Here is an 18,702-nt window from a genome sequence, read left to right as displayed (position 1 = left end):
ATGCTTCAGTCCATCTCATCACACCTCTGTTGACTGCCATGACCGCCGCCACTTTTTCGTTTGCCCCCACTTACCGTCCTGCCCGTGCCATGCGCGCGGTGTCGCTGCGGCAAGCCCTGCAAGCGCAAGTGGACCAAGCTTGGCAAGACCTGAGCCGCGCCCTGGTGCGTGCCGCCGAGTTGCGTGCCGCCCCGCACCTGCGCCATCTGGCCCAGCAGTACGAAATCGATCATCCCGCCTTGGCTGCCGAATTGCGCCGCTTGGGCACCCCGCACACCCGCGCCTGATCGGCCCGAGTGTCTTTATCGCCCTGAACCGCAGGAGACTTCTCATGTCCGCTATCACCTCCCAAACTTTTGGCCTCAGCCCCCGCATCACCGCCCCGCGTGGCGCACGTGTCGCCGCCGAGGTGTTTCTGTCTGGCGCCCGCCTGCTGGCTCGCCTGAGCAGTGCCCCCAAGATCCGCGCGGCCCGCCTGGCCCGTTCGCGTGACGCCGAAGCGGTGCGCGGCCTGGCCCGCAGCGTCGAGCGTTCGGACCCCGGCTTTGCGGCCGACCTGTACGCCGCCGCCGCCCGCCACGACGGCCTGAACGACTGAGTTCGGCTCAACCGTGGCGCAATGCCACGGTCTTGGTGCGCGAGAACCCATACAGGGCTTCAAAGCCCTTTTCGCGCCCGTGGCCTGAGGCCTTGACCCCGCCGAAGGGCAGCTCTACGCCGCCGCCCGCGCCATAGTTGTTGATGAACACCTGGCCGCAATGCAGCCGGTGTACCAAGCGCATGGCGCGGCTGATGTCGCGCGTCCACACCCCCGCCACCAAGCCATACGGCGTGCCATTGGCGATGCGCAGCGCCTCGGCTTCATCCTCAAAGGGCAGCAAGAGCTGCACCGGCCCGAAGATCTCTTCCTGGGCCAGCACATGCTCGGGCGACAAGCCCGCCAGCAGAGTAGGCGCCACATAAAAGCCACCCGCTGGCAAATCATTGGGAAAGGGGCTTTGGGCCAACACATGGGCTGGCCCCGCCACCTCAATGCAGCGCAACACTGCGGCTTGTTGCTCGGCCGACACCAAGGGGCCGACATCCGGCCGGCTCAGCGCCGGGCCCACCCGCAGGGCGCGATAGCCCTCAGCCATGCGCCGTGCCACCTCGTCAAACACGCCTGCTTGCACCAAGATGCGTGAAGAGGCTGAACAGGTCTGCCCTGCGTTTTGCAAACCGGCCTGCAACAGCACCGGCAAGGCAGCGTCCAGGTCGGCATCAGCAAACACGATCTGCGGGCTCTTGCCACCCAGCTCTAAAGTGACGGGAATGGTGTGCTCGGCCGCCGCCCGCTGCACCGCGCGGCCCACCGCCACCGAGCCCGTGAAGGACAGATGCGCCACACCAGGGTGGGCAGTGAGCGCCGCACCGGCCTCTTCACCCAAGCCGGTGACCACATTCAATGCGCCGGGCGGCAAACCAGCCGCCTGCGCCAAGTGCGCAAAGGCCAATGCCGTCAGGCACGCTTGCTCGGCGGGCTTGAGCACGCAGGCATTGCCCATGGCCAGGGCCGCACCCACCGAGCGGCCGATGATTTGCATGGGGTAGTTCCAGGGCACGATGTGGCCCGTCACGCCGTGGGGCTCGCGCAGCGTGAAGGCTGTCAAGTCGCGCGCCACGGGCAAGGTCTCGCCGCTGATCTTGTCGGCCGCGCCACCATAAAACTCCAGGTAGCGTGCCAGGGCTAGCGCATCGGCCAAGCCTTGTTGCAGCGGCTTGCCCACATCCAGGGCCTCCAAGTGCGCCAAGGTGCTTGCATGTTCCGCCACCGCGCGGCCGATGGCTTGCAGCACACGCCCCCGCTCGGCAGCGCTCCAGCGGCCCCAGGCCTCGGGCCGCTCGTCCGCCAATGCCGCCTGCGCGGCCTGCACCGCAGCGTCGATCTCGGCTGCGCCGCCACGCGCCACGGGGGTCAGCACCTGGCCGCTGGAGGGGTCAAGCAAGGTCAGTGTTTGGGCCGCCTCGCGCCACTGCCCGCCGATCAACAGGCTCGCGCGGGCGTCCAAGGCCGCAGGCTGCAAGTTCGGGGGAAAGGGAACAGACATAGTGCACTCCCGCAAAGCGTCGAGGTTTTACGGGCATCATAAGCAGCCCGCCCGTTCACGCCATCCACGCCAACCCCCTCCTCAAATGGGTGCACTTGCCCTGCTGCTTCGCCGATTGGCCTCGCTGTGCCTGACCTTGCTGGTGGCGTCGGCCTTGGTGTTTGCGGCCCTGGAATGGCTGCCGGGCAATGCCGCTGAGGTGATGCTGGGCGAGTCCGCCACCCCCGAGGCGGTGGCGGCGCTGGCGCAAAAGCTAGGGCTGGATCAACCCGCGCTGACGCGCTATGCGCAGTGGGTGGGGGGCTTGCTGCAAGGCCAACCGGGCATCAGCCTGTCCTATGACGAACCGACATTCGCCCTGCTGGCCGAGCGCATGCAGGTCACAGGCCCCTTGGCGCTGATGGCCATGGTGATGACGGTGGCAGTGGCGCTGAGCCTCGGGGTGTATGCGGCGGCCCGACATGGCCGCCTGGGTGACGTGGCGGTGATGAGTGCCGGGCAAGTGGGCCTGGCCCTGCCCAATTTCTGGCTGGCGATTTTGCTGATCCTGCTGTTTGCGGTGAAGCTGCAGTGGGTGGGCGCGGGCGGGTTTCCGGGCTGGTCTGAGGACGACGGTGGCGGGCTCGTGGCAGGGCTGAAGGCACTGCTCTTGCCCGCCTTGGCGCTGGCCTGTGTGCAAGCGGCCATCTTGGCGCGCGTCACCCGCTCAGCCGTGCTGGAGGTGATGCGCGAAGACTTTGTGCGCACCGCCCGGGCCAAGGGCTTGAGCCGCCGCGCGGTGATGTGGCGCCATGTGCTGCGCAATGCCATGGTGCCGGTGCTGACCGTGATGGGGCTGCAAATGGCCAACCTGCTGACCGGCACCATCGTGGTGGAAAACGTGTTCGTCTTGCCCGGCGTCGGGCGCCTGGTGTTTCAGGCCATCAGCAACCGCGATCTGGTTTTGGTGCGCGATGTGGTGATGGCCTTGGTGGCCCTGGTGGTGCTGATCAACTTTGTGGTGGAGCTGCTCTACCTCTGGCTGGACCCTCGCTTGAAGCGAGGTCGCGCATGAGTCCCTTAAGCCAGACCCACATCGCGCCGTCTGACAAACCAGCACGGCCCGCCACGCTATGGCAGCGCGCCCTGCGGCACCGCAGCTTCATGCTGGGCGCCGTGCTGGTCGCACTGGTCTTGGGCGTGGCGCTGCTGTCCTTGGTGTGGCAGCCTTACCCACCGGCCGAGCTGGATATTCCCAACAAATTGCAAGGCCCCAGCACTCAACACTGGCTGGGCACCGACAGCCTGGGGCGCGATATCGCCTCACAGCTGATGGTGGGCGCGCAAAGCGCATTGATGGTGGGCCTGTTGGCCGTGGGCCTGGGCCTGGTGATGGGTTTGGCCTTAGGGCTGCTGGCTGCGGCTCGCCGCGGCTGGGTGGACGAAGTGCTGATGCGCGCCGTGGATTTCGGCTTTGCCTTTCCGGCCCTGCTGACCGCTATTCTGCTGGCCGCCGCCCAAGGCCCGGGCTTGGCCACCAGCATCATCGCGATTGGACTGTTCAACATCCCGGTCTTCATGCGGGTGACACGCGCGGCGGCCATGAATGTCTGGGCGCGAGACTACATCCTCGCAGCCCGACTCTCGGGCCTGAGCACCTGGACTATCACCCGCAGCCATGTGCTGCCCAATATCGCAGCCCCGCTGATTGTGCAGGCCACCATCCAGTGCGCCTTGGCCATCTTGGCCGAAGCGGCACTGGCCTTTCTGGGCCTGGGCACCCAAGCGCCGCAGCCCAGTTGGGGCCGCATGCTCGCCGACGCGCAGCTGCAGTTATTCAACGCCCCGCTGCTGGCGCTGTGGCCCGGCTTGGCCATTGCCATCACCGTGCTCGGGCTGAACTTGCTGGGTGACGGCTTGCGTGACCTGCTGGACCCCAAACTCCGCCATCGGCACTAGGAGCCCCTGATGCCCACCTTTATTGTTGGATTCGCGCGCTCAGGCACTACCTTGTGCCAACGCTTGGTGGCCGAGCGCTTTGCCCTGCCCACGGTGCCGGAGACGCATTACTTTGAGTGTCTGCCCGAACACTTGCCCGAGGGCGACCGACTGACCCGTCGCCAAGCCCAAGGCTTGCTGAGTTCGCTCTCGCCGTATCTGCCTTTAAAGCATGCCGAACGAGAGGCCTTGCTGCCCGCGCGCGGCACGCCGGTGCGCGCTTTGTTCATGAGTCTGCTGGAAGCCTTGCTGCCCGCCACGGCGGCTTCGGCCCAAGCCTTGCAAGACGGCCAATGGCTGGAGAAAACACCCGGCCATGTCTGGCACATGGAGCGCATCCTCAGGCTCTTTCCCAAGGCGCGTTTCATTGCCATGGTGCGCTCGCCCTTCACGGCCTTGGCCTCGCGGCGTGAGCTGGCCGAGCCCGGCAAGGGCTGGGGCGAAACTTGGCGGCCGATTGAAGACTATGCTCGAGATTGGGCTTGGACGCAGCAGCACATCTGGCAGTTTGCGCAGGCCCACCCAGAGGCCCTGCTGATGGTGCGCCTGGAAGACTTGAGCCTGCAGCCGGAGTTGGAGTTGGCCCGCATCGGCGCCTTCTTGCACTGCGCGCCCCGGCGTAGCCGCCGCCTGGGCCAAAGCCGTTTGCTCATGCCCTTTGAAACCTGGAAGCGCGGTGCCCTGGGCGAGGTGGACCCGGCCGTTGCGCAGCGCCAAGGCCGCTCCGGCCTGAGCCCCTTTGAGCGTTGGCGGCTCAGCCAAATCTTGGCCCCGCAACTGGCTGCACTGGGCTATACCGAAGAGGCACCCGAGCCGCCGCTCGATGAGCTGCACCGCCAGTTGTTGGCCAGTGTCGATTGGTTCCTGCCCCAACTGCCCGCCGCTCCCCAAGAGGGGGCCGCGCTGCCGCCTCCCGCGCCTGCGTCATGAGCACCACGCCCGCACCGACGCCGCACACCGGCCTGCAGGTGCAGCACCTGCGCGTCAGCCTGCCTGAAGGGGCGCAAGTGCTGCGCGATGTGTCCTTCCAACTCGACAAAGGCCAGACCTTGGGGCTGGTGGGTGAGTCGGGCTGCGGCAAGTCCATGACCGCCCTGGCCCTGATGGGCTTGCTGCCGGAGGGCGCCCAGCAGAGCGGCGAGATGTGCTGGGGCGGCCAGGCCCTGCACCGCCTGAGCGAGGCCGAATGGTGCACCTGGCGCGGTGCGCGGCTGGCCATGGTGTTCCAAGAGCCGATGACGGCCTTGAACCCGCTGCACACCATCGGCCACCAGATCGCCGAGGGCTTGAGGCTACACCACCGCCTCAGCCGCGCAGAGGCCGAAACCCACGCCTTGCAATGGCTGGAGCGCGTGCACATGCCGCAAGCGGCAGATCGGCTGCGGGCCTATCCGCACCAGCTCTCAGGCGGCCAGCGCCAGCGGGTGGTGCTGGCCATGGCGCTGGCCTGCGGGCCCGAGCTGCTGGTGGCCGACGAGCCCACCACGGCCCTCGACGCCCATGTGCAGCGCGAGGTGCTGGACCTGATGCGCGACTTGGTGGCCCAGCAGGGCATGAGCTTGCTGCTGATCAGCCATGACCTGGCGGTGATGGCTCAGCGCGTGCAGCAGGTGGCGGTGATGTATGCCGGTGAGGTGGTGGAGATGGGGCCTACCGAGGCCGTGTTCGCCCAGCCCCGTCACCCCTACACCCAAGCCCTGATGGCGGCCCGCCCGCGCTTGGGGCTCGCCCGTGGCACACGGCTGCCGGTGCTACCCGGGCGTGTGCCTGCCAGCACGGCCCAGATCCCAGGCTGCGCCTTTGCCCCGCGCTGCGGCCGGGCTCAAGCAGGCTGCCATCAGCAGGCCCCGGTCATGGACGACAGCCCGCACCGCGTGCGCTGTTGGCACCCCTTGGAGGCCGCATGAGCACGCCCTTGCTGCAGGTGGAGTCGCTCAGCCAACGCTATGCCTTGCCGCGCACGGCGGGCTGGCGGCAAGCCAGCGTTCAAGCGTTGGCGTCCGTCAGCTTCACGCTGCAAGCCGGGCGGAATCTGGGCGTGGTGGGGGAGTCGGGCTCGGGCAAGTCCACCTTGGCGCGTTTGGTCTGCGCACTGGAGGCGCCCCACAGCGGCGGCGTGCGGTTTGAGGGGCAAGACCTGCACCGCCTCTCGCCCGCAGCCTTGCGGGCCGCGAGGCGCGGCTTTCAGATGGTGTTTCAAGACCCGTTTGGCTCGCTAGACCCGCGCATGCGCATTGGCTACAGCATGGCCGAACCCTTGCGCGGTTTGCGCCTGGGGTCCAGCGCCGATCAGCAGGCCAGCGTCGCCGAGATGCTCGAAGCGGTGGGGCTAAGCGCCGCTGATGCCGAACGTTATCCGCATGAGTTTTCAGGCGGCCAGCGTCAGCGCATTGCTCTGGCCCGGGCCTTAATCACCCGCCCTCAGCTCATCGTGGCGGACGAGCCGGTCAGTGCGCTGGATGTTTCCGTGCAGGCCCAAGTGCTGAACCTGATGCAAGACCTGCAAGAGCGTTATGGCGTGACCTACCTCTTCATCAGCCACGACTTGGCGGTGGTGGACTTGATCTGCGATGAGGTGCTGGTGCTGCAAAACGGGCAGGTGGTGGAACATGGCCCCACGGATGAGGTGCTCCGCCGCCCACAGCACCCGTATACCCAAAGCCTGCTGGCTGCGGCGCTCTGAAAGGAACAGGGGCCTTGCGGCCCCTGTGTGTGTTGAGAGGAAAGCAGCGCAGGACGCGTTAACCGCCGCCGCTCTTCTTCAACCCACCCGTGCCCATGGCTGCGGCTTTGGCCCGCGCGGCGGCTTGGGCTTGAGCGCCGCTGTCAGCGTTGATCTGACGCAGGTACTCCACCAATTGCGCCATCTCGCCAGCAGGCGGTTGCGTGGTGTTCTTGGTGTGGGCGCGCACGGCCTCTTCCAGCGTGGCGGCGGAGCCGTCATGCAGATAAGGTGCGCTGGCCCACACGCCCGCCAGAGAAGGCACATCAATGCCCGTCAGCGCGCCGCCCAGGCGGTTGCCGCTGCTGCCCTTCAAGGTGCCCACATCGCGCAGCGGTGTCGCATTGCCAGGGAAGCCTGGGGTCGCATGGCAGCTGGCGCACTGCGCGTTGATATAGGTCTGGCGACCCAGTTGCGCTGTTGCAGTGAGCGTGCCATCGGCTTGGCGCCATGGGCTCTCGATGGACGTGGACAAGGACTTCACATAGGTGGCCAAGGCATCCAGGTCTGGGCTCAGGCCTGTTTTGCGATCCCCCAAGGGGGTGTTGCGCGTGCCACCGAAGAAGTCGTTGTAGCTCATCAGGCCAGAGCCCTGGGCGAAGTTGCGGATCTGACCTTCAAAGTCCTGGATCTCGTCAAAGTTGCCGCTCCAGTGCTGGAAGCCTTGGGCCCCGGCCTTGCCGCGCAGGTCCACGGTGTTGCGCAGGCCTTCACCAAAGCCAGTGAAGTCCCAGACGCGACCATCGTCAGCGCCGTCCGCGTGGCAGGCCGCACAGCTCAGGTAGCCATCACGCGCCAGACGGGTGTCCTTGGCGTCATAGAACAACTGCTTGCCCAGCAGCACGGCCGGTGACAAAGCCTCCGTCACCACCGTGGAAGCGGTGGTGATGGGCTTGCTCTCCAACAGGCCATTGCGCACCAGCGGACTCAGGTCCACCGCACTGACGCTGCGGTCCATGAAGTTCTGGACATAGAGCGTTCGTCCATCGGTTGACAGCGTCAGGCCTTGCGGAGCGCGGCCCACATTGATGCGGAACAGCTCGCGGCGACCCACTGGGTCCACCACCGCTACTTCGCGGGTGGTCTCCAGCGCCACAAACAGATAGGCGCCTGTGGGGTGGAAAGCCGCCGCAGAGGCCACGCCTGCGTTGTCGTGGTCCACGCGCGCTGCGTAGTCCTCTTGGTTGGCTGTCAGGTCAATGCGCGAGCTGATGGCGCGCACCGAGTTCTGGAAGTCCAACTGTTGGCGGCTGCGCAGCATGCCTCGGCCGATGTTGTCCTGCTTGGAAGGCACCCAAGCCGACTTGCCATCCGGCGCAATCACCGCAGCAGCCAAGTAGTTGGGTACACCGCTGCCCGTCACCGAGGTGTCGAGTTTGTCGCTGTGCTGCAGCACGATGCGGCGCTGGGTGGTGAAGGCGGCCGTGTTGACCTCGATGACCTCACCGCCGGTCTTTACACCGTTGAGGTCACCACGGACCGTGCCAGTGCCCTCGCCAGGCTGGCGTGCCGTGGTGAAGCGCGACACGAACAAGCGCGAGCCATCGGCCGAGATCGACAGATGACGTGGGTTGCCGCCCACTGTGACCGTACCCACCACAGCACCGGTCAGGTCGTACTTCACCACCTGGCCGGTGGCTTCAAGGCTGACGTAGGCGAAATCTCCCAGCGGCGAGAACACGATGCCATAAGGCCGCGAGCCGCGCGGTGTGGGCAGCGAGCCCGAGATGCCACCGCTGTTTTGGTCGATCACCGTCAGGTTGCCACTGGTCTGGTTGACCACGACGACCGGGCCGTTGGGCACCAAGCCCAGGCTGGCGGGGCCGGTGCCACCGGTCGAGACTTCGCCCAAGCGGTTCATGCTGGGCAGCTCGAACACGCTGACCGTGTTGTTGTCCGGCGAGAGTACCCACAAACGCGGGGCCACATCGGTACGTGGCTCGACCAGGATGTTGGTGCTGGCCAGTGGCGCCTTGGCGGTCACGGGCGTGGTCACGGCCTGGCGGAAGGTGATGGTCTTGCGGCTGCCATCCACGGTGCTGCGGATGATCAGGTTGACCACATACAGGCCTGGCGTGGTGTAAGTGTGGTCTGCGTTGGGCGAAGCGGCGGGTGCAGAGTCTGCGCTGCCGTCACCAAACTGCCAGATGTACTCGACACTGCCCGCACCCTTGACCACCGGCCGGTAGCTGGCCGTCTGGCCCGCCAGGATGGGCGGGGCTTCAATCGGATCAACTTCTGCCAAAGGCTCCTTGATGGTCCAAGTGAAGTTGGCTTCACCGGCCATGCGAGAGGGATCGGTCGCCGTGACCTGCACGGCGTAAACGCCACTGACCGTTGGTGTGCCACTGATGACACCGGCAGCGCTGATGGTCATGCCCGGCGGCAGACCGCTGGCCGTGTAGGTGAGGGCCGCGCCTTCGGGGTCGCGTGCGGTGACAGTCACCGAATCAGCGACGCCGCGCAGCCCTTCACGGTCGGTCAAGGCCGTCACAACAGGCGACGCATTGGCCAAGGTGGACAGTAGGTTGTTGGCTGGCACCGGCACAAAGCTGCTGGACCCAGGAGTCTTCCACAGCAGGCGCACCACAGCGGCCTTGTCTTGGTCGAAGTACTCCACGGTGATGGGTACCAATTGACCTGTGGCCAGGGCAATCGGGCCAACGCTGTCACCCACCACGGCCCCGGGGCTGGTCCAGCGGTTGATCACGGGGTCGACAATGCCGCCGCCCCACATGCGCACACCATCATCGGCCTCAGTACGGAACTCGTAGTCGCCGCTGGTGCTGATGACGATGCTGCCTTGCCAGCGCACAGAGAAGCCATCGGGCTGCACATTCGGGCCGGGGGAACCCAAGCCCCAATCGAAGTTAGGCGCCTCCGCGCGGCTCAACACGGGCACGCCCGACAGCGTGGTGTTGTTGAAGTAGGTCGCACGCAGGCCGGTGGCGATGCTGAGGTCACCAAACAGCACGGCGGCGGGCACCACTTCAAAGCCCGTTGAGCCGGGCTTCTTCCAAAGCAAGCGGACGGTGCCCGAAGCATTGCCATTGAAATACTTCAAGGAAATCGGCACGCGCTGGCCGGCCAGCAACTGCACCGAACCACTGGTGTTGGTGGTGGTGGCGTGGCTGACCCAGTTGTCGATCAACGAGGCGTTGTTCAAGGTGAGTCGAACGCCATCATCCGACACGGTCTGGAACTGATAGGTGCCGCTGGCCGGAGCCTGCAACTGGCCCGTCCACTCGACGGAGAAGTCATTCACGGCCACACCCGGTGCGGGGGCTGCGCTCCAGGCGAAGTCGATGTTTTCAGTGCGCAGGTAGACGGCCGTGCCCCCCAAGGCTTGGCCGGTGAAATAGCGCCCGATCAACCCGGTGCCTTGGCTATTGGCCCCCGTGACCACCCACTCAAAGGAGGTGGACGTCACGCCCGTGCTATTGGCCGCCCTGACGGTCACCGTGTAGGTACCACCAGCAGTGGGCGTACCGGACACTACACCCGTGGTGCGGTCGATGGTCACGCCGGGAGGCAGGCCGGTGGCGGTGTAGTTGAAGCCGGGCTGCGAGGCCGTGGCGTTGACATTGAAGCTGACCGGCGCATAGGCGTCGGTGCTGCGCGAGGGCACCGGCTGAATCAGCGGCACGCCATCGGCGCTGATGGTGACGATCTTTGCCACCGAGGGCACGCCGTTGGCATCCATCGCAAACAGCATCCACGGCCCTGGCAGCAACCACCCCGGGTTGCTGGGGATCTGCAGGCTGTAGATGTTGTTGCCAAGGCTGGCCGACACCAGCGGAACGCGCCGCTGGTCGTTGTTGACCGTATGGGTGGTTGCGCCCAAGCGCACCATTGCGAAGTCAGTGACCGCACCGCTCATGGCCACATTCACCACTGACCCATAGCGCACCGAGTTCGGTGCAGTCTGGATCACCGGACGCTGTGCGGGGCTGCCGTCAGCGTTGAACAAATACGGCGGCGAGAGCATTTGCAGGTCGGCGTGGTTGGCAGTACAGCCACCACACAGACCACCACCCGCCGACATCACTCGGCCGTCGGGCATCAGCATGGCAATGCTGTGATACGTCCGAGGCACAGACATCGCACTGGGCAGGGTGGTGAAAGTCTCTGTCGTCGGATCCCAAATTTCGGCCTGCATCACGGCATAGTTGTCCGTGAAACCCATGTCTTGGGTTTGCCCGCCGATCACCACGACCCGTCCATCGGGCAGCACCACGCTGTTTTGATAGACGCGCTGGTAGGCCATGTCTTGGACCTTGCGAACCTGAACGCCCTTATCAAACTCAATGACAAAGGCGTTCTTCCAAGCCTCACTGCCGCCACGGTGAATACCGCCGGTCTTCAAGGCACGGCCGATGTCGTACATGACCAAGTTACCGCCCACGCTGGGCGCGTCTGCTCCGCCTTGGACACTCGGGTCGGTACGATCACTGATATAGGTGGTAGCCCCCGTACCTGCCGTGTCCAACCAATGCATGCGCACCCCAGGGCCGGGGTGCAAGACTTTGCCGTTGCCCGCCGGCACCAACCAATAGTGGGAATCACCTCCCCAGGGGCCATCGGCGGTGAGGGTGGAGTCGATGCGCATGCCGCTCAGCGTGCGCCAGCCAGAGCCAGAGGACCAGACTTCACCGTGCTTGCCGCCGGTGCCACCGCTCCAGGAGCCACCAAAAGTCAGTACCGAGCCATCTTGCAGCAAAGTATTGGACTGATAGCCCCGGGGAATGTTCATCTCGCCGCCGCGTGTCCACGAGTTGGCGTTGAGGTCGTAGATGCTCGTGGCGGCCGAATCGCTGCCACCGTTGACCAGTAGGCGCCCGTCGGCCAGCAGAGTCGTGCCTGTGCAGAACATGGCATGGCCGGTTTCTTGCACCAAGCGGTCACTGGCTGTGTTGGTGACCGGGTCGTAGAGCGTGGTGTAGGTTTGACCGCCGCCACCGAATGACATGGGGTTGTTGGCCGACCACAGCAGCACTTTGCCGTTGGGCAGTACAGCGCCGGAGGAAGGCACTAGGCTCAAGTTCGTTGGCGCTGTCCACCGCGCGGTGGCAGCGGTTTGTGCGTTCAGGGGGGAGCGCGCTGCAGCGGGCGCGCGGCGCTCATCCGGGTCCACACTGGCCGCAGGCTCTTCGACTTCGCTGCCACTGCCTCCACCGCCGCAGGCGGACAAGACCAAGAGCGCGCCATAAACGGCGGCAACCAAAGGACCACGGGACCAGCGGTTCTTATTTGTATTCATTGCGTACAGCTCCAGTCCACAAAGACCCCAACATCGTGGCCCACGGGGTCATATCGACCGCCCGCGTACCCGGCTTGATCACGGCAAGCCCAGGGTCTACGTGAAAGATCTGAGAATTTAACGCTTTGTTGCGAATTGACCCAGACCCCGCACCAAACTTCGCCCGCGATAAGCAGCATCGCCCGTGGCAAAGTTGGCAGCAAATGCAAATCTCAGCGGCAAGAGCAAACAATCAGGGGGGCCGTTACACCGTGCCTGGGCCGATCCGCGCTGCCAGCGTTCGAGCGGGAAACCCTGAGCGCCAAACGCCGTCAAGCCGCTAAATTTCGGGCACCATCCGCCCGTCCTCATTCCAAGGAATCAACGCCATGCGGTCCTCTCTTCCACTTTGCGCCCAACGCCGACTGGCGCTGGCTTGTGCTCTGGGTGCCAGCACCTTGGCTTTAGTCCCAGTGACGGCCCAGGCCCAAAGCAGCAAAACCACGGCCGTCGTGGGCATGGTGCTGGAACCCCCAGGCCTGGATCCCACCGTCGCTCCGGCCGCCGCCATTGGCGAGATCGTGCACCTGAATGTGCTGGAAGGGCTGACCAAGATCAATGTCGACGGCCAGATCTCCCCCTTGCTGGCCGAACGCTGGAGCATGGAGCCGGATGGCAAGTCCTACACCTTCACCTTGCGCAAAGGCGTGAAGTTCCACGATGGTGAAGCGTTTGACGCCGCCGATGTGAAGTTCACGGTTGAGCGCGCCAAGGCTGAAGGTTCCACCAATAAGGCAAAGAAGGCGCTGTTTGACAACATTTCAAGCATCAGCACGCCCGATCCCCACACCGTCATCTTCACCCTCAACAACCCAGACGGCAATTTCCTCTTCCGCCTGGGTGAGAACCCCGCCGTGATGCTGGATGCCAAGTCAGCCGCAGGCACCGCACAGCGCCCCATTGGCACCGGACCCTTCAAGTTTGAGGACTGGAAGAAAGGCAACGCCGTTGTATTGGGCCGCTTTGACGGCTATCGCACGGCATCTGCCGTCAAACTTAAGAAAATCACATTCCGCTTCATCAGCGACCCTGCCGCCCAGGTGGCTGCGCTCTTGGCCGGTGATGTGGATGGCTTCCCCCGAGGTTTGGCCAACCAAAGCCTGAAGCAGTTTCAGGCGGACGCCCGCTTCAGCGTCACCATGGGCGCCACGGCAGGCAAGGGCATCATGGCCATCAACAACAAGCGCAAGCCGTTTGATGACGTGCGCGTGCGCCGCGCCCTGGCCCACGCCATTGACCGCAAGGCCTTCATCGACGGCGTGCTCGACGGCAAGGCCGTGGCCATTGGTAGCCACTTTGCCCCCACCGATGCAGGCTATGTGGATCTGACGGGCGTCACACCCTATGACCCGGACAAAGCCCGCGCCTTGCTGAAGGAGGCTGGCGTTCAAACCCCGCTGCAGGTGACCCTGACCCTGCCGCCGCCCCAGTACGCCCGCCAAGGCGGCGAGGTGCTGGCCGCGCAACTCGCCAAGGTCGGCATCCAGGCCAAGATCGAGAATGTGGAATGGGCACAGTGGCTCTCGGGGGCCTTCAAAGGCCAGTTTGATCTGACAGTGATCAACCATGTCGAGCCGCTGGACTACATGGTCTACACCGACCCCAAGTACTACTACGGCTACGACAGCAAGACCTTCCGCGACTTGGCGGCCAAACATGCCGCCAGCACCAATGCCAAGGAGCGCAGCAGCCTGTTTGCGCAGTTGCAAAAGCAGTTGGCGGCGGATGCGGTGAATGTCTATATCTTCAATCCGCAACAAGCCGCCGTGGCCAAGAAGGGCTTGAAGGGCCTGTGGCACAACTCGCCCATCTTTGCCAACGACATGGCTGCGGTGTCTTGGCAGTGAGCGACCTGCACGCCCTGACGGCCACCGCCTTAGGCCCGCTGTACGCGCGGGGCGAATGCTCGCCCGTGGAGGTGGCGCAGGCTGTGCTTGAGCAGATGCAGGCCTGCGAGCCCCTGCTGCACGCCACCTGGGCCACCGATGCTGAAGCCACTTTAGCGATGGCCCGGGCATCGGAGCAGCGCTGGCAGCGCGGCCAGGCCTTAGGCCCGCTGGACGGCGTGCCCGTCACCCTCAAAGAAAACATCGCCACCCAAGGCGTGGCGACCCCCTTGGGATGCGCCGCCACGGTCTTGAGCCCTGCCGCCGCCGACGCCCCACCCGCCGCCCGCCTGCGCGAGGCTGGCGCGGTCTTCATCACCAAGACCACCATGCCCGACTGGGGCATGTTGTCTTCGGGCTTGTCCAGCTTTCATGCGCTGGCGCGCAACCCTTGGGACACCCGGCTCAACCCGGGCGGCAGCAGTGCGGGGGCTGCCGCTGCGGCGGCCGCTGGCTATGGGCCGCTGCATCTGGGCACCGACATTGGTGGCTCCATCCGCCTGCCCGCGAGTTGGTGTGGTGTGGTGGGCTTCAAGCCCAGCTTGGGGCGCATTCCGATTCAGCCGCCTTATGCGGGGCGCGTGGCGGGGCCGATGACCCGCACCGTGGCCGACGCCGCCTTGGCCATGACGGCGCTGTCGCGACCGGATTGGCGCGACGCCATGAGCCTGCCGCCGCAAGACATCCCTTGGTTGCAGCTCGATGGCTTGGACCCACGCGCCTTGCGCATTGGCCTGTGGTTGGACCCTGGCTGGGGCACGTCACTGTCAGACACCGTGCGCGCCGTGGTGCTGGACGCTGCGGCACGCCTAGAGGCCGCCGGTGCCACCCTGGTGCCCCTGGCGCCCTTCATGACCCGGGCCATGATCGATGGCCTGGACAACTTTTGGCGCATGCGCTCTTGGCTGGATTTCGCGGCACTGCCGCCTGAGCGCCAAGCCCTGGTGCTGCCCTACATCAGCCAGTGGATACGCCGCGGCGAGCGGCTCAGCGCCGCCGAGGTCTTCACGGGCTACAGCCAGATGGGTGTGCTGCGCGACAGTGCCGTGGCCGCCTGCCAAGGGCTGGACTTTGTGCTCTCGCCGGTCAGCCCCGATGTCGCCTTTGCGGCCGAGTGGGCCAGCCCCTTGAACGACCCCGAGCGGCCTTTTGAGCACATTGCCTACACCTTACCGTGGAATATGAGTGAGCAGCCGGCCATCAGCGTCAACGCTGGCTATACCAAGGCGGGCTTGCCCGTGGGCGTCCAGTTCATCGGCCACCGCCATGATGACCTGGGTGTGCTGCGCATTGCCGCCCTGTGGGAGCGACTCAGGCCGCCCCAGAAGCCTTGGCCACTAGATGCCTGAAACGCGCCTGTCACGGAAGCGCTTTACAGACGCGATACAGTAGGCCGATGACCAGCCCACCGCCTGCCCCGCCTCTGCTCAGAGACTCGCGCAAGCTTTTGCTCGGCACCGCCGATGAGCAGGCGGCCGGGCATGTGGAAGAAGCGTTGCGGCGCATGATGGCGTTTGATGCCGACCCGCTCACAGAGTTGGGCAGCGCCCATGAAGCCGACCCGCAGTGGCTGCTGCCCTTGGTGATGCGAGCCGGGCACCTGCTGAGTTTGCGAGACCACGGCCATGACCATGAAGTGGCCGTGCTGTTGGAGCAAGCCCAAGCCTTGAGCCAAGACGCGGTGGACCGCGAGCGCATCCACCTGGCTGCGGTGTCGGCCTTGGCCGAAGGGCGCTGGCACCATGCCTGCCGCCTCTGGGACGAATTGCTGCTGGACCAACCCCGCGATGCCTTGGCCTTGCTGTGGGCCCATGAGTGGGACTTGGTGCGGGGCGACACGGTGCAGTTGCGGCAACGTCCGGCCCAGTCCTTGCCCGAGTGGGACGAGGCCGACCCGCTCTATCCCTATGCCTTAGGCCTCTACGCCTTCGGCCTGCAAGAGAACAATCTCTTCCCCTTGGCCGAAGACATGGGCCACCGCGCCACCACCACCCCCGGCCGCCCCGTGCCCTGGGCGGTGCATGCCGTGGCGCATGTGATGGAGATGCAAGGCCGCTGCGAAGATGGCGCCGCTTGGCTGCGCCACCACCAACCCGGCTGGGCTGAGGGCAGCCTGCTGGCCGGGCATTTGTGGTGGCACATGGGCTTGTTCCGCCTGGAGGCCATGGACATGGCCGGTGCGCAGCGCCTGGTGGATGCGCACTTCAGCCGCCCCGCGCTGAACAGCGCCCTGCGGCGCATGGATGCGGCGTCTCTGCTGTGGCGCATGCAATTGCTGGGCATGGACGTACAGGCCTGCTTTGCGCAGTTGGTCGACGCGTGGCCGCTGGGCAAAGAAGAAGCCGGCTGGCATGCCTTCCACGATGTGCATGGCGTGCTGGCCTTGCTGGGTGCGGGTGAGCCCGGTCGCGCCGAGCAATGGCTGGGCCGCTGCGCCGCCCGCGCTTTTGAGCCCGAAGACGTGCGCCGCAGCAACCACCTGCCGGCCCGCGAAGTAGGCCTGCCGCTGATGCGCGGCCTGCTGGCCTTTGCGCGCGGTGAGTTCGCCCAGGCCCTGGCCGCCTTGCATGCGCTGCGGCCCCAGGCTTGGCGCTTGGGCGGCAGCCAAGCCCAGCGCGATCTGATCGACCAAACCCTGCTGGCCGCAGCCGCGCGCTTGGGCGGCCACCCGGTGGGCCGCGCCTTGCTCAACGAGCGGCGCCTGGCCCGTGCCTTGACGCCCTTGACCCGCCACTGGGCCCAGCACCTGCACATAGAACTTTGATGACTCCACCTGAACTGCGCTGCGGCTGGTGTGCCGCCAGCCTGCACTACACCGCCTATCACGACCATGAGTGGGGCTTTCCCGTCACCGACGACCGACGCTTGTTCGAAAAGATCTGCCTTGAAGGCTTCCAGTCGGGCCTGTCTTGGCTGACCATCCTGAACAAGCGCGAGGGCTTCCGGGCCGCCTTCGCGCAGTTTGAGTCGGCCGCCATGGCCCACTTTGACGAGCAGGACGTGCAGCGCTTGCTGGCCGATGCCTGCATCGTGCGCCACCGCGGCAAGATTGAAGCTGCGATCAACAATGCCCGCCGTGCGCAAGCGCTGCTGCAAGAGTTCCCATCGCTGGCGGCCTACTTTTGGCGCTTTGAGCCCGCACCAGAGAGCCGCCCGGCCACGCTGACCCCTGAGGTGCTGCGCACCATGACCACCTCGCCAGAGGCCATTGCGCTGTCCACGGATCTGAAGAAACGCGGCTGGAAGTTTGTCGGCCCGACCACGGCCTATGCCTTCATGCAGGCCATGGGTTTGGTCAACGACCATGTCGAGGGCTGCATCGCCCGAGGCCCGGCGCTGGCTGCACGGGCTGCACTTAAAGTGCCCCGATGAAAACAGAGAACTCTGCTGCGGATACAGCGCCAGCCCCCGTCTCCTTTTGGGAAGCCCTGCGCTTTTGGTTGAAGCTGGGCTTCATCAGCTTTGGCGGCCCCGCCGGGCAGATCGCCATCATGCACAGCGAGTTGGTAGAGCGCCGCCGCTGGATCAGCGAAAAGCGCTTTTTGCATGCGCTCAATTACTGCATGCTGCTGCCCGGGCCAGAGGCCCAGCAACTCGCCACCTACCTCGGCTGGCTGATGCACCGCACTTGGGGCGGTGTGGTGGCCGGCGCCTTGTTTGTGCTGCCCTCGCTGCTGATCTTGATCGCCCTGAGCTGGCTCTACATGGCCTGGGGCCATGTGGCCTTGGTCGCGGGCATCTTCTACGGCATCAAGCCCGCCGTGGCCGCCATCGTGGTGCAAGCGGCCCACCGCATTGGCAGCCGAGCACTGAAGAGCCGCGCCTTGTGGGGCATTGCCGCAGCGTCTTTTGTCGCCATCTTTGCGGGCAATGTGCCCTTCCCGGCGATTGTGTTGGCGGCCGCCGTGATGGGGGCCGTGGGCGGACGGCTGCAGCCGGCCTCGTTCAGTTTGGGCGGCGGGCATGGCCCCGGCGCAGCCAGCTATGGGCCTGCCCTGATTGATGACGACACGCCCACGCCCGCCCATGCCCGCTTTGCACCGGGGCGCTTGGCTGCTGTGCTGGCCGCCGGCGCGCTGTTGTGGCTGCTGCCCTTTGGGCTGCTGTGGAGCCTCTATGGCAGCCAGGGCACCTTGACGCAGATGGCTTGGTTCTTCACCAAAGCCGCATTGCTGACCTTTGGCGGCGCCTATGCCGTGCTGCCTTATGTCTACCAAGGCGCGGTGGGGCATTTCGGCTGGCTCAGTGGCCGCCAGATGATGGACGGCTTGGCGCTGGGCGAAACCACGCCGGGGCCGCTGATCATGGTGGTGGCCTTTGTGGGCTTTGTGGGCGGCTGGCAAAGCAGCGAGCTGGCTGCGCTGTGGGGGGCAGACCAGCGCCTGCTGGCCGGCAGTGTGGCGGCCTGCTTGGTGACCTGGTTCACATTTTTGCCGTCCTTCATCTTCATCTTGGCGGGCGGGCCGCTGGTGGAATCCACTCACGGTAAGCTGCAGTTCACCGCACCCTTGAGCGCGATCACGGCCGCCGTGGTGGGCGTGGTGCTGAACCTGGCCCTGTTTTTTGCCTATCACGCGCTGTGGCCGCAGGGCTGGTCGGGCGGTATCGATGCGGCTGCAGCGGCCATCGCCGTGGTCGCGGCTCTGGCGCTGTTTCGCTTCAAGCGCAGCGTGATGGAGACACTGGCGCTGTGCGCGGGCTTGGGGCTGGCCTGGACGCTGGCCACCTGAG

At 65.6% G+C, this 18,702-nt stretch carries 14 protein-coding genes; 12 read left to right on the top strand and 2 right to left on the bottom strand.

The window, feature by feature from the left end:
• Nucleotides 1–38 precede the first annotated feature (38 nt).
• A complete protein-coding gene (locus ACIQ3Q_RS02020; RefSeq protein WP_396267295.1) occupies nucleotides 39–287 on the top strand; it encodes a hypothetical protein in 249 nt (82 codons plus the stop codon).
• 44 nt (nucleotides 288–331) lie between these two features.
• Entirely contained in the window at nucleotides 332–598 is a 267-nt protein-coding gene (locus tag ACIQ3Q_RS02015) for a hypothetical protein (protein WP_396267294.1), read from the top strand.
• Between the two features lie 7 nt (nucleotides 599–605).
• Here the strand turns inward: ACIQ3Q_RS02015 and ACIQ3Q_RS02010 are convergent, their stop codons facing one another.
• Nucleotides 606–2,087, bottom strand: coding sequence for an aldehyde dehydrogenase family protein (locus ACIQ3Q_RS02010; protein ID WP_396267293.1), 1,482 nt, complete (start codon nucleotides 2,085–2,087; stop codon nucleotides 606–608).
• An 85-nt stretch (nucleotides 2,088–2,172) separates the two neighbouring features.
• Here ACIQ3Q_RS02010 and ACIQ3Q_RS02005 point away from each other — a divergent pair, with 85 nt between their 5' ends.
• The 5 genes from ACIQ3Q_RS02005 to ACIQ3Q_RS01985 are packed head-to-tail and all read left to right on the top strand — an operon-like array spanning nucleotide 2,173 to nucleotide 6,747.
• Nucleotides 2,173–3,141: an ABC transporter permease gene (locus ACIQ3Q_RS02005; protein ID WP_396267292.1), complete on the top strand. Its 969-nt coding sequence runs from the start codon at nucleotides 2,173–2,175 to the stop codon at nucleotides 3,139–3,141.
• A complete protein-coding gene (locus tag ACIQ3Q_RS02000) occupies nucleotides 3,138–4,025 on the top strand; it encodes an ABC transporter permease (protein ID WP_396267291.1) in 888 nt (295 codons plus the stop codon). The genes ACIQ3Q_RS02005 and ACIQ3Q_RS02000 overlap by 4 nt, the downstream gene beginning before the upstream one ends.
• Before the next feature lie 9 nt (nucleotides 4,026–4,034).
• The gene (locus ACIQ3Q_RS01995; protein ID WP_396267290.1) at nucleotides 4,035–4,994 is read left to right on the top strand and encodes a sulfotransferase family protein; all 960 of its coding nucleotides are present in this window, start codon (nucleotides 4,035–4,037) and stop codon (nucleotides 4,992–4,994) included.
• Nucleotides 4,991–5,971, top strand: coding sequence for an ABC transporter ATP-binding protein (locus tag ACIQ3Q_RS01990; RefSeq protein WP_396267289.1), 981 nt, complete (start codon nucleotides 4,991–4,993; stop codon nucleotides 5,969–5,971). Before ACIQ3Q_RS01995 ends, ACIQ3Q_RS01990 begins: the two co-directional genes overlap by 4 nt.
• Nucleotides 5,968–6,747 (top strand): ATP-binding cassette domain-containing protein, encoded by a 780-nt coding sequence (locus tag ACIQ3Q_RS01985; RefSeq protein WP_396267288.1) that lies wholly within the window; start codon nucleotides 5,968–5,970, stop codon nucleotides 6,745–6,747. The genes ACIQ3Q_RS01990 and ACIQ3Q_RS01985 overlap by 4 nt, the downstream gene beginning before the upstream one ends.
• 58 nt (nucleotides 6,748–6,805) lie before the next feature.
• On the opposite strand, the gene ACIQ3Q_RS01980 is transcribed toward ACIQ3Q_RS01985, so the two are convergent.
• Nucleotides 6,806–12,046 carry a PA14 domain-containing protein gene (locus ACIQ3Q_RS01980; protein WP_396267287.1) on the bottom strand — a complete coding sequence of 1,747 codons (5,241 nt, stop codon included), beginning with the start codon at nucleotides 12,044–12,046 and terminating at the stop codon, nucleotides 6,806–6,808.
• 368 nt (nucleotides 12,047–12,414) lie between these two features.
• Between ACIQ3Q_RS01980 and ACIQ3Q_RS01975 the strand changes: the two genes are divergently transcribed.
• The 5 genes from ACIQ3Q_RS01975 to chrA are packed head-to-tail and all read left to right on the top strand — an operon-like array spanning nucleotide 12,415 to nucleotide 18,701.
• Nucleotides 12,415–13,932, top strand: coding sequence for an ABC transporter substrate-binding protein (locus ACIQ3Q_RS01975; protein ID WP_396267286.1), 1,518 nt, complete (start codon nucleotides 12,415–12,417; stop codon nucleotides 13,930–13,932).
• Nucleotides 13,929–15,320 (top strand): amidase, encoded by a 1,392-nt coding sequence (locus tag ACIQ3Q_RS01970; protein WP_396267342.1) that lies wholly within the window; start codon nucleotides 13,929–13,931, stop codon nucleotides 15,318–15,320. The genes ACIQ3Q_RS01975 and ACIQ3Q_RS01970 overlap by 4 nt, the downstream gene beginning before the upstream one ends.
• Nucleotides 15,321–15,367: 47 nt before the next feature.
• Complete coding sequence (locus ACIQ3Q_RS01965; RefSeq protein WP_396267285.1) at nucleotides 15,368–16,735, top strand: tetratricopeptide repeat protein; 1,368 nt, start codon at nucleotides 15,368–15,370, stop codon at nucleotides 16,733–16,735.
• A complete protein-coding gene (locus ACIQ3Q_RS01960; protein WP_396267284.1) occupies nucleotides 16,735–17,343 on the top strand; it encodes a DNA-3-methyladenine glycosylase I in 609 nt (202 codons plus the stop codon). Before ACIQ3Q_RS01965 ends, ACIQ3Q_RS01960 begins: the two co-directional genes overlap by 1 nt.
• Entirely contained in the window at nucleotides 17,340–18,701 is a 1,362-nt protein-coding gene (gene chrA / locus ACIQ3Q_RS01955; RefSeq protein WP_396267283.1) for a chromate efflux transporter, read from the top strand. Before ACIQ3Q_RS01960 ends, chrA begins: the two co-directional genes overlap by 4 nt.
• Nucleotide 18,702: the final 1 nt, after the last annotated feature.

Origin of the sequence: Ideonella sp., assembly GCF_044358605.1 — a bacterium.
Taxonomy (GTDB): Bacteria; Pseudomonadota; Gammaproteobacteria; order Burkholderiales; family Burkholderiaceae_C; genus Ideonella.
Note: the sequence above shows the minus strand (reverse complement) of the source record. Positions and strands in the feature narration are given on the sequence as shown.